Below are 11664 nucleotides of genomic sequence, written 5' to 3' on the forward strand. Positions count from 1 at the left end.
TCTCTTTTTAGTAAACGCAGGAATAAGTGTAATACTGCATCTGCTTTCCTTCTTTTTTATTCTGAAAACAGCATTTATTTTTCTATCCGGATACGGGCATCTACGGCAATAACCTCCTTATCAGTGGCCAGCAGAGGGTTCATATCCATTTCTTTTATTTCTGTAGCAAAGCGAAGTAACGTGGACAGACGTACAATAATTTCCGCGAATTTATCTTCGTTCACCCCTTTCTGTCCGCGAGTTCCCTGGATAATCTTATAAGCCCGAAGCGAATGAATCATCGAATAGGCCTCCTCATAAGACAAAGGTGCCAAGCCGGAAGAGACATCTTTCAAGACTTCCACAAAGATACCACCCAAACCGCAAAGCACTACATGCCCGAACTTCTCCTCGTATTTAGCTCCGATAAACAACTCAGTCCCTTTCAGCATAGGTTGCACCATGATGGCCCGCGCCTCAGATATCTGCATCATACGGTCGAACTCAAGTGCCAAATGTTGCTCACTTTTTATATTAAGTACCACCCCTCCTACATCCGACTTGTGTACAGGTCCCACAACCTTAGCTACCACCGGAAAGCCACAACGTCGGGCAAAAGCAAGAACTTCATCTTTATTGCCGGACACAAACTCCTCAACTACCGGAATACCGGCAGAATGAAGCAAGGCCTGAACATAATGAGGTTCAATATAACCGTTCTGCGGAATAGAATCAATAATCCGGCGAATGCGAGGTACATCTACTCCAAACAATTCAATCTCCGGCACAGCCGGTTTAGGAGCATTGATGATACGCGACAAAGCCGTGCCCAACATCACCTCATCGGCAAAGTTAACATGTCCTTTCTCCAAAAAAAAGGCTACTTCCTCACCGGCAGTTCGTACTGAAGGAAGAACCGGAAAAAGAGGTTTCTTACAAGTCAGCATTTTCTGGTGCAGCACCTCATAGGTCTCAAACATTGTCACCAGTCCCGGCGTACCGAATATAGCAAGAATTGCATCTATATTCTCAAACTTTTCCTCACAATAATCAATGGCGATCCCCAAATGTCCAGGAGTTCCTGTTGCCAAAATATCAATTGGATTGCCTACTGAAGCACCGGGAAACAGCTTACTCTTCAACTCATCGGCAAGGGGACCCTCCAATTTCGGAACGTTCAGACCTCCTTTCGACAAAGCATCGGTCAACATCACACCGGGGCCCCCGGCATGAGTAACAATAGCAAAATTCCGTCCCTTCAATTCAGGCAAGGTAAAAATACAACCAACCGTTGTCAACTCTCCGCGTGAATAACATCGCACAATGCCGGCTTTACGAAATAAAGCCTCAACTGCCGAATCGGAACTGGCAATAGCTCCGGTATGTGAAGATGCCGCACGACTACCGCTTTCCGAACTGCCTGCTTTAATAGCTGCGATTTTACATCCTTTCCGAATTAACGAAGAAGCATGGAACAACAGTCGGTCGGGATTCTTAATGCTTTCAATATAGATAAGTTTAATTTTTGAGTCTTTTTGTGGATCGAAAGTTTCATCCATGTATTGCAGGACATCCTCTACTCCAATTTGTTTGGCGTTTCCTACTGACCAAACAGAATTGAACTGAAGACCTTTGGCTACTGCGGACTCCAAAATAAAAACAGCGGTAGCCCCGGAACTGGAGATTAGGTCTACTCCTTGGGGGTTTAGGTTCGGAATGGGCTGAGTAAACACACTGTGATGCCACGTATTGAGCAATCCGATACAATTCGGACCAATCAGTGAAGCACCATATTTATTAACAGTCTCAAGAATGAGCTCTTCCAATAAAGCGCCTTCCTGCGTTTCTTCTCCAAATCCGGCCGAAAGAATTATGAAAGCCCGCGTCTGCTTCTCTCCGGCCAGTGTTTCCACCACCTCCGGACAAAGAGCCGCAGGAATAGCAAGAATAGCAAGATCTGTATCGGGTAACTCCTTTGCATCGGCAAAAGAAGGCACTCCCTGCACTTCTGTTTCTTTGGGGTTGACAGCCCGAAGTTCTCCCTGATAACCACCGTTTATCAGATTCTTCAAGATAGCACCGCCCGGCTTATGTGTATTGTTCGACGCCCCTACCACAACAATGCTTTGGGGATGAAGTAACTGGGTTGTAATCATAGATTGTATATTATACGATTATTCATTCACAAATATATCGTTTTAGAATTTATCGTCAAACGAATCTCACCTAAAATATACAAAACTAAAACGTCTCCAAACGGAATCATATTCTCAAAGAAATTAATGCCCTGCATCAGGATACAGTCTATCGTCCAATATACAAATCCAACTTAAAAAATAAAACACTATCCCTCCTTTTTATCTTTCATTATTTACAAAACACAAAAAGGAGAAACAGAATGCTTTATATTATCCTCTATTTTTCACCAGCATAATCACCGGATTTGACTCTTCATCCAGTCCAGCAGCTATTTCTTTCAACTTTCCTTTCAATCCGTCATTTTTATACGCATCAACAATTTTGTTGGCTGCCAATGGTTGGATGGCTACTATTTCATCACCATTCATAGGATCTGAAAGCATATCTACGTTTTGTTTTTCTACAAAATCACCATTGAACACATTCGCTTCAAAAACTGCATTCTCCTGCTTGTCGTACATTAAATCGGTAATAAGAAATCCTCTTCCGGTAGTAAAATCAAAATCCTTCTTTACAGTATGCATAAAATAATAGCGGTCTGTAACAACTCCCATTGTGAGAAGTATCTCCAGATCCCTGGTAGGAGGTTTTATAAGAAAAGGATTTAATTGATTCTTTTCCGGTACATAGTTATATACCGTATCGGAGGAAGTTTCAACAAGTAACCATTCTTTCCGATATGGAATTATAGAACGTATAGAAGTCATTGCAACCGCCCCACCCTTCTGTACAACCGGAGTTTTTATGACATCAAAAGGTATATAAATTTTTTGGGTAACACTTCCGTCTTGCTTCGATATAATCAGGTGATAGGATCTGTTTTCTTCTCTCGGTTGTCCCTCCTTATAATACAAAGACATATCATAACAAATCAGATTGTTCTTATCGTAATTAAACACTTCTAAATATTCACCACCTTCTACATGCTTAAAGTCCCGTTTAAAGTTTCCCGATAAATCATATACATATATTTTCTTTGTTGAAGCACAGTTGACAAACATTTCGTTGTTATCTTCATCTAAAATAATTCCGTTGATAAAACTATATTCTCCATCCCCCTGTCCTTTCCGGTTTATTTTTCTTATCCCTTTACCGGTTTTTCTGTCAAAAACAAAAATATTACCATCATGGCTCCAGTTTTTTACTAATATATATTTTTCACCTATAGCCATCACACTACCCTGAGTTATAAATTCATCATTCGTTTCCAACGGGATATATTCTACATCCATAAGATCTTGAAGAACTAATTCTTTCTCAGGATAAGTTGTAGTAACATCCACTGTGATTACATTTGTCTTTTCCTCTTTTTCCACGCATCCCAACAATCCGATCATCAGGAATAACGACATAATAATCTCTACTCTTCTCATAATATATGTTTTAAGTTTACTCTTGGTTTGAATCTAAAGCGAACCGGAAGCCTCCATATTCATCATTATAGTTTCCTATATCATAATCAATATATGACACTCGACATCCCAGGGAAGTACCTCCCCAACTACCTCCCCGCAATACACGCCTAAAGAAAAGAGTAGCTCCTTTTAACGGCCATTCCGGACTGACTGATTTGCCATCGTGATAATATTCTTTAGTGTACGTATCCTCGCACCATTCCCACACATTTCCACTCATGTCATACAATCCCAACTCATTGGGCTTTTTGAGCCCTACCGGATGTGTGGTTTTCATTTCTCCAGTTCCACCCTCTTGATAATTCTTAACATACCACGCCACCTCATCTATGTTATTACTTCCACTGTACTTATATCCTTCACTTCGCTTCCCGCCACGTGCTGCATACTCCCATTCTGTTTCTGTTGGAAGGCGGAAAGTTTTACCAGTAAGAGCATTTAGCTTACTTAAAAACTCGTGGGCTTCATTCCAGCTTACATTTTCTACCGGGCAATCATCACAGCCGGTATTTGCAGACGGATTAGAATCACTTCCCATCACGGCTTCCCACAATTTTTGTGTGACCTCATATTTACCCATGTAAAAAGTAGATACAGTTTCTTTATGCGCAGGCTTTTCATTGTCCTCACAATCACACCCTTGTTCATCTGTACATCCCATCATAAATGTACCGCCTTGTATTTGGATCATCTCAAAATCTTCTCCATTCACGGTAAACGTAACACTTTGTATAGAGTCTTGTACAGATTTGTTTTGCGTACAAGAAAAGGTGAGAAACAGTGCCCCCATAATTGTCAGGGTTCTGACTTTTGACATTCCGGTACAAGTACACAGATGTTTTATACTAAAAACAAAATCTCCCATTCTTTAATTCATTTAAAATTCTAAATAAGGCACCTCTGTATACTACAAGATAGGATATTTACCGATTTGCCGTTGTGTATTTACGTATATCTCTTCAAATACCTTTTGTCTATGGTTTTTATAGATACAACGTATTATTTATTTCATGTGGTCGTAAATGTAGATAATTAATTCAAGCTTTTGAATAAAGTTGTTTTTTTATTTCCCGGAAGTGTTCAACAACATAATTTCACTTCCTAAAAAACACAACCTGGCAAAAGGAAAAGATGACAAGGCGTGGTATTTCCACCTATTTTATCGTTGATTATCCGGTCTCATCTGTCAATAGTACACCGGCTTGCCATCCTCCAATAAGAAAGGACGCTGCATATGTCCCATATATGTATCGCCGTATACCAGAAACAGTGAGCGGACAGGTACCTCTCCAAAATCCAGTGTACGAGAGTCTTTAGAGGTTACTTCTTTTAGCGGTTGCCAGCCATCTTTCCAATAAAGCAGCGTATAAGGTTCGTCACCCAACTTCAAAACCCGCTTTACATCATAAGTAAGAATACCATCCAGCAAAGTAGGCTGCCGAGTCGGAGTAATGAAGTGAATGCTATCCGGGGTCATCACAAACGGATCACCTATCGGAAACAACTTTCCCTCCTTATCCGCCACCTGAAAATAAAGTAATCCGTAAGGCAACACACGGTGCAATACACTGTTATTTTTCACTCTTCCCTGCGACACTACCTTGAAAGTTCCACGATTAAAAGTAGCGATATAAGCCACCGTATCTGATGTACAAACAGGTAACCGGACACTGTCGGACAAATAATACTGGGCAGTCACCCCCTTCAGTAAGCGATTGACCAATTGCGCATTCCAACGGTTGCGCCCTATTTCCGGCTCCGGTTGGCGTTCATAGCAGACACGCTGTACCAAAGGAGCAATCCATCGACTCCGCTCCGGTTCACGCTCATAAGGAGAAAAGTAGAAAAATTTTCCGTCTTCATCGGTAAAACTGTTGTAAGCATGTCCTCCATTTACCTTACCGTGGTATGGAAGAATATCCAGATTCAGCGGGATACCGACAGCGCGCATCAATTGAACCGCATTCAATGCCAGATGATCACAGGTACCTCCGCCCAGCTTCTCTATCAACTCGATAGAGAAGTCCCCCGGTATTTTGGCAGCATCATGAAGATATTTCTTTCCATGTTGTGAGTTAAAGAAGAAAACGACCTCCTGCATGGTAGCTCCTGCCCGTGCCAGCGAATCGGCTGTCGCTTTATAACGTGTATAGTAATAAGAACGCCATCGGTCCAAAGGCTCCTGTTTTAACCGATAAGGCAATATATTCCGGCAAAACTCTCCAAAAGACAATTGTTTGCACCAAGGATATTTTTGCCAGACCTCAAAAGCCAAATCTATATTTTCGATCAAATAAGCGGCAGTGACATACATTAAATCCGGTTCGGGGGTCTGCTGTACGTAACTGCTGTCACTCTCTCGAAGCAAATAACGGATCGTCCCTTTACCAATCATATTTTCTATTAAGAAGCAGGCAGCTTTCCGCTTCAACGAATCATTTTCATAATGCTCCAATACGTATAAAAATTCCTTCTCATTGTCTCCTGCCATTGTGAGAGCCAACTTCAACGGAGCATCATGTATCGGCGAACAAGAAAAATGAAGCAAAGACAAAAGCAATATGCCAATAAAGTGTTTCATCAGAAATCAGTCTTTAGTTTTTCAAAGTTAACAAAATTGTTCTTTCCCAAAGATATATCTTTTTTATAACGATACAGTGAAAACAGTACGTTATTTTAATACATCCCGATTTGTCACTCCCAATTTTCCGGACACACTTTATATATAACATTGAATATACTCACCACGAAGTTAAAATCAGAAGTCCTAAAGATGGCATTCAAAGTTTATCCGAACCCTCAGAGAAACAGTTTCCTTCACACATCTTTCTTCATCTTAGCGTTGAAGATACACATCTTGGCGTGCAAGATATACATCTTAGCACGCAAGATGCACATCTCAGCAGCTAAGATGAACTATAACTACCGACAAGAACAAGTTTACTTCCGGTTCTTTAACTTTTTGAGAAGAACAGTGTGCCATTTATAATCAAACCCTTAACATTGATCTTTCCCTTAACGGACAATATTGGTCCATCACATCTATATCCCAAACCGGAAGCATGCAACCGGAGACACAAAAGAACTCTCAGCCCAATTGTTCCACCCCTCCATTTTATTCATTCCTTAAGATCATGATCTTTATTGAAATTAACAAAGAGTATGGGGTTATTATTCAAAATCATCCATCTTATTATATAAAGAATTCATCAGAAAGTCGTTATCTTTGCACGTTCCCAAGTAGATAACAATAAATACACGCAATATATCAATGGAAAAGAATTTTAAAAGAACTACCGTCACATCGGCACTGCCGTATGCGAACGGTCCCGTCCATATCGGCCATTTGGCCGGTGTATATGTACCGGCAGACATCTATGTCCGCTATCTGCGACTGAAGAAAGAAGATGTACTTTTCATCGGAGGTTCCGACGAACATGGGGTACCCATCACCATCCGTGCCAAAAAGGAAGGTATCACTCCGCAGGATGTGGTAGACCGCTATCACTTCCTGATTAAGAAATCATTCGAAGAATTCGGTATCTCGTTTGACGTATACAGCCGTACATCGTCCAAAACACACCACGAACTGGCTTCCGACTTTTTCAAGACCTTGTATGAAAAGGGTGAGTTCATCGAAAAAACTTCAGAACAATATTATGACGAAGAGGCACACCAGTTCCTGGCTGACCGTTATATCACCGGAGAATGTCCGCATTGCCACTCGGAAGGTGCTTATGGCGACCAATGTGAAAAGTGTGGAACTTCACTTTCACCTACCGATCTGATTAACCCGAAAAGTGCCATCAGCGGAAGCAAGCCGGTCATGAAAGAAACCAAACACTGGTATCTGCCACTTGACAAACATGAAACATGGCTCCGCCAGTGGATATTGGAAGATCACAAAGAATGGCGTCCGAATGTATACGGACAATGCAAAAGCTGGCTCGACATGGGTTTGCAGCCACGTGCAGTCAGCCGTGATCTGGACTGGGGTATTCCTGTGCCGGTAGAGGGAGCCGAAGGTAAAGTCCTCTATGTATGGTTCGATGCCCCGATCGGTTACATCTCAAATACGAAAGAGCTGCTTCCCGATTCATGGGAGACCTGGTGGAAAGATCCTGAAACCCGCCTGGTTCATTTTATCGGAAAAGATAACATCGTATTCCACTGCATCGTGTTCCCTGCCATGCTGAAGGCTGAAGGTAGCTATATTCTACCGGATAACGTACCGAGCAACGAATTCCTGAACCTGGAAGGAGACAAGATATCGACCTCGCGTAACTGGGCAGTGTGGCTACACGAATACCTGGAAGACTTCCCCGGAAAACAGGATGTATTACGTTATGTATTGACAGCCAATGCACCCGAAACCAAGGATAACGATTTCACCTGGAAAGACTTCCAGGCACGCAATAATAACGAATTGGTAGCCGTTTACGGGAACTTCGTGAACCGTGCGATGGTATTGACACAGAAATACTTCGAAGGTAAAGTACCTGCTGCGGGCGAACTTACTGATTATGATAAAGAGACGCTGAAAGAGTTCTCCGACGTTAAAGCTGAAGTTGAAAAACTACTCGATGTATTCAAATTCCGCGACGCGCAGAAAGAGGCGATGAACCTGGCCCGTATCGGTAATAAATATCTGGCTGACACAGAACCTTGGAAGCTGGCAAAAACTGACATGAAACGTGTAGGCACTATCCTGAATATCTCTCTGCAACTGGTAGCCAACCTGGCCATTGCTTTCGAACCGTTCCTTCCGTTCAGTTCGGAACGCTTACGCCGGATGCTGAATATGGATAGCTTCGACTGGGCAGAATTGGGACGGAACGACCTGCTTCCTGCCGGACATCAACTGAACAAGCCGGAACTGCTGTTCGAAAAGATAGAAGATGCCACTATTGAGGCACAAGTACAGAAGCTGCTCGATACGAAGAAGGCAAACGAAGAAGCAAACTACAAAGCCAAACCGATCCGCGCCAATATCGAGTTTGACGACTTCATGAAACTCGATATCCGTGTAGGCACCGTTCTCGAATGTCAGAAAGTGCCTAAGGCCGACAAACTGTTACAGTTCAAGATAGACGACGGACTGGAGACACGTACCATCGTCAGCGGTATCGCACAACACTACAAACCGGAAGAGCTGGTAGGCAAGCAGGTCTGCTTCATCGCCAATCTGGCTCCACGTAAACTGAAAGGCATCATCAGCGAAGGTATGATCCTGAGTGCCGAAAACCATGACGGCAGCCTGGCTGTCGTAATGCCCGGACGGGAAGTGAAACCCGGAAGTGAAGTGAAATAAGTAATAAAATAAAGGGTGTACTCAGGGCTCTATTGAATGGGGCTCCGGGTGCACCCTCTGTTTTTTTATTCAACCGTACTAACGTTTTAAGAACGAAAAGGAGGAATCTGCTTTAATATGACAGAGCAATCGCTAAAAGAGAAAACAGCCAAAGGATTATTCTGGGGAGGATTCAGCAATGGCATCCAGCAATTACTGAACCTTCTGTTCGGAATCATCCTCCTTCGTATGCTGGATGCAACGGACTACGGTATGATAGGCATGCTGGCCATATTTACCGCTATAGCCAATTCCATACAGGAAAGTGGTTTTACTGCCGCTCTCGCCAATAAGCAAGTGTTCCGTCATGAAGATTACAATGCGGTGTTCTGGTTCAGTTTTCTGATGGGGGCATCGCTTTATCTGCTACTCTTTTTCTGTGCCCCTCTTATAGCGGATTTTTATAAGACTCCGCAGCTCGTTCCCTTATCCCGTTTCCTCTTCTTAGGCTTTCTGATCTCCAGTTGCGGGACCGCCCACAATGCGGTGTTGTTTAAAAAACTAATGGTAAAAGAGAAAGCGAAAGCTACGATTATCGCACTACTTTGTTCGGGGACCATAGGAATCGTAATGGCATACAACGGAATGGCTTTCTGGGGCCTGGCCGTACAGCAGATCACTTATATTTCCATCGCCAATGCGTTGCTGTGGCACTTCTCTCAATGGCGTCCCACTTTTTCATTTAATTTCAAACCCATCAGAGAGATGCTTCCGTTCAGTAGTAAGCTACTTATCACCAATGTATTCCATTACATCAATGATAATATATTCTCTGTTCTTCTGGGACGTTTTTATACCAGTCAGGATGTAGGATATTATACGCAAGCCAACAAATGGACCAATATGGGATTCTCACTGATCAGCAACATGATCAACGGGGTGTCTCAGCCTGTCCTGGTCGAAACCTCTTCCGACGCCATGCGACAGAAAAATATATTTCGGAAGATGCTACGTTTTACAGCCTTCGTATCGTTTCCCTCCATGTTCGGACTGGCATTGATAGCCAACGAGTTCATCGTAATTGCCGTCACCGCCAAATGGCAGGCATGTGTACCCATCATGCAGATTCTTTGCATCTGGGGAGCATTTGTCCCCATTACTTATATGTACTCCAATCTGCTGATCAGTAAAGGAAAATCGAATCTGTTTATGTGGAATACCATTGCACAGAGCCTGGTTCAACTCACAATACTTCTTTGTACGATCTCACAAGGCATACTCGTCATGGTTGCGATTTATACGGTTATCAACATCGGCTGGCTGTTGATATGGCATTACTTCGTAAACAAGCAGATACACATTACCCTGTGGGAGGCCCTGAAAGATATCACCCCGTACCTACTGATTTCCATAGCAGTCATAGGCGCCAGCCATTTCTTAACACTCGGCTTCCACAACCTTTATGTGTTGCTGATACTCAAGGTAACAATAGCCGTGAGCCTTTATATATTCATCATGTGGATCGGCAAATCGGTGATTTTCTTTGAAAGTGTACAGTTTATCCGGAAAAAACTCCAGAAATAAGCTATGAATATCCTGATTCAACAAACCAAAGCATTTCCTCACCGTGCCAATAGTTTTTATTGGTTCTATGCGCAACTGACCGAATGGCTGACTGCACACGGGGTAGATAGCAAACTTTACTTTTCGTACCTGGAACTGGCTGACAGTGAATTTGAGAACGGGCTCTTGCTGCCCGATCATTATCCTCAGTTCTACACTCCCCGGAACATCGAGGCAATCTGTGAATTTATTGTCGATAAGAAAATAAATGTAATTCTTGACTACTCACATGTCATCACCGGAGACACACGCAGATATTACCTTGAAATCAGGAAAAGAAATCCCAGTATAAAAATATTCACGATGATTCACAACTGCCCCAGCCACACGACGCAGCTGAAACAATACGAATTGTCTACACTCCGTTTTAAGGATGTACGCGGGGCAAAACAATTCTTTCAATGGATGTTGCCACAACTTTATATCAACTTGTTAAAAAGAGTGGTCAGCCACCAGAACCGTTCAGCCTACGACACGCTTGATGAAGTAGTGCTGCTTTCGCCTGCCTATATCCCCGAGTTCAGAAAACTTATCGGTAAAAAAGATGCCCGGAGGCTATCTGCCATTCCCAATGCCATACAACCTGTACATAGCGTCATCCCAATAGAACAGAAGGATAAAGAAATTATCTTTGTGGGCAGAATGGCAACCGAAAAGGCATTACCCAGATTATTGAAAATATGGGAAATGATTCAGGATAAACTGCCGGACTGGAAACTTACACTCGTAGGAGACGGACCGCGATTCGACACATGCCGGCAGATCATCAGGGAAAAAGAATTGAAACGTGTCCGACTGACAGGTCATCAAATGTCTATTCCCTATATCGACCGTGCACGGATCATCTGTCTGACTTCTGTCATAGAAGGATTGCCCACCGTATTTACGGAAGCGATGTCATTAGGGGTAATTCCCATCGGATTCGACTCTTTCAATGCAATCTACGATATGATAGATGACGGAGTAGACGGATTTATTATCCCCGACAACAATTATGAGCAATATGCGGCAACTATTCTTCGTTTAGCCGGAGATGACACACTTCGCTGCCAGATAGCCCATAAAGCACAAACCCGTAAAAGCAGGTACGACATCGAGCATGTAGGCCCGCTATGGATGGACACTTTCCGCAGACACGGATTAATTTAACAGAAGAAC

Annotated in this window: 7 protein-coding genes; 3 read left to right on the forward strand and 4 right to left on the reverse strand. The window is 42.9% G+C overall.

Going from position 1 to position 11664, the window contains the following annotated elements; genetic code table 11:
• Positions 1–74: 74 nt before the first annotated feature.
• The 4 genes from JZY04_RS17965 to JZY04_RS17980 all read right to left on the reverse strand — a co-directional run bounded on the left by JZY04_RS17965 (position 75) and on the right by JZY04_RS17980 (position 6174).
• Positions 75–2135, reverse strand: a complete 2061-nt coding sequence (locus JZY04_RS17965) for an acetate--CoA ligase family protein (protein ID WP_122142327.1) — start codon at positions 2133–2135, stop codon at positions 75–77.
• Positions 2136–2387: 252 nt separating this feature from the next.
• Positions 2388–3551 (reverse strand): 6-bladed beta-propeller, encoded by a 1164-nt coding sequence (locus tag JZY04_RS17970; RefSeq protein ID WP_122142328.1) that lies wholly within the window; start codon positions 3549–3551, stop codon positions 2388–2390.
• A 16-nt stretch (positions 3552–3567) separates the two neighbouring features.
• On the reverse strand, positions 3568–4458 hold the full coding sequence (locus JZY04_RS17975) for a formylglycine-generating enzyme family protein (protein WP_122142329.1): 891 nt from the start codon (positions 4456–4458) through the stop codon (positions 3568–3570).
• Between the two features lie 321 nt (positions 4459–4779).
• Positions 4780–6174: a hypothetical protein gene (locus JZY04_RS17980; protein ID WP_122142330.1), complete on the reverse strand. Its 1395-nt coding sequence runs from the start codon at positions 6172–6174 to the stop codon at positions 4780–4782.
• Between the two features lie 690 nt (positions 6175–6864).
• On the opposite strand from JZY04_RS17980, the gene metG reads away from it, so the two are divergent.
• The 3 genes from metG (at position 6865) to JZY04_RS17995 (ending at position 11655) form a co-directional block, all read left to right on the forward strand.
• Entirely contained in the window at positions 6865–8904 is a 2040-nt protein-coding gene (gene metG, locus JZY04_RS17985) for a methionine--tRNA ligase (protein WP_122142332.1), read from the forward strand.
• A 117-nt stretch (positions 8905–9021) separates the two neighbouring features.
• Positions 9022–10467, forward strand: a complete 1446-nt coding sequence (locus JZY04_RS17990) for a lipopolysaccharide biosynthesis protein (RefSeq protein WP_122142333.1) — start codon at positions 9022–9024, stop codon at positions 10465–10467.
• 3 nt (positions 10468–10470) lie between these two features.
• The gene (locus JZY04_RS17995; protein WP_122142334.1) at positions 10471–11655 is read left to right on the forward strand and encodes a glycosyltransferase; all 1185 of its coding nucleotides are present in this window, start codon (positions 10471–10473) and stop codon (positions 11653–11655) included.
• Positions 11656–11664 lie beyond the last annotated feature (9 nt).

The sequence above is a fragment of the Bacteroides sp. 11BF genome (assembly GCF_019633765.1).
In the GTDB taxonomy this organism is placed as follows: domain Bacteria; phylum Bacteroidota; class Bacteroidia; order Bacteroidales; family Bacteroidaceae; genus Bacteroides; species Bacteroides hominis.

What these genes read in the sequence shown, in the direction of transcription:
- metG (WP_122142332.1), top strand. Translation starts at nt 6,865, where the DNA reads ATGGAAAAGAATTTTAAAAGAACTACCGTCACATCGGCACTGCCGTAT.
- JZY04_RS17965 (WP_122142327.1), bottom strand. Translation starts at nt 2,135, where the DNA reads ATGATTACAACCCAGTTACTTCATCCCCAAAGCATTGTTGTGGTAGGG.
- JZY04_RS17995 (WP_122142334.1), top strand. Translation starts at nt 10,471, where the DNA reads ATGAATATCCTGATTCAACAAACCAAAGCATTTCCTCACCGTGCCAAT.
- JZY04_RS17975 (WP_122142329.1), bottom strand. Translation starts at nt 4,458, where the DNA reads ATGGGAGATTTTGTTTTTAGTATAAAACATCTGTGTACTTGTACCGGA.
- JZY04_RS17990 (WP_122142333.1), top strand. Translation starts at nt 9,022, where the DNA reads ATGACAGAGCAATCGCTAAAAGAGAAAACAGCCAAAGGATTATTCTGG.
- JZY04_RS17970 (WP_122142328.1), bottom strand. Translation starts at nt 3,551, where the DNA reads ATGAGAAGAGTAGAGATTATTATGTCGTTATTCCTGATGATCGGATTG.
- JZY04_RS17980 (WP_122142330.1), bottom strand. Translation starts at nt 6,174, where the DNA reads ATGAAACACTTTATTGGCATATTGCTTTTGTCTTTGCTTCATTTTTCT.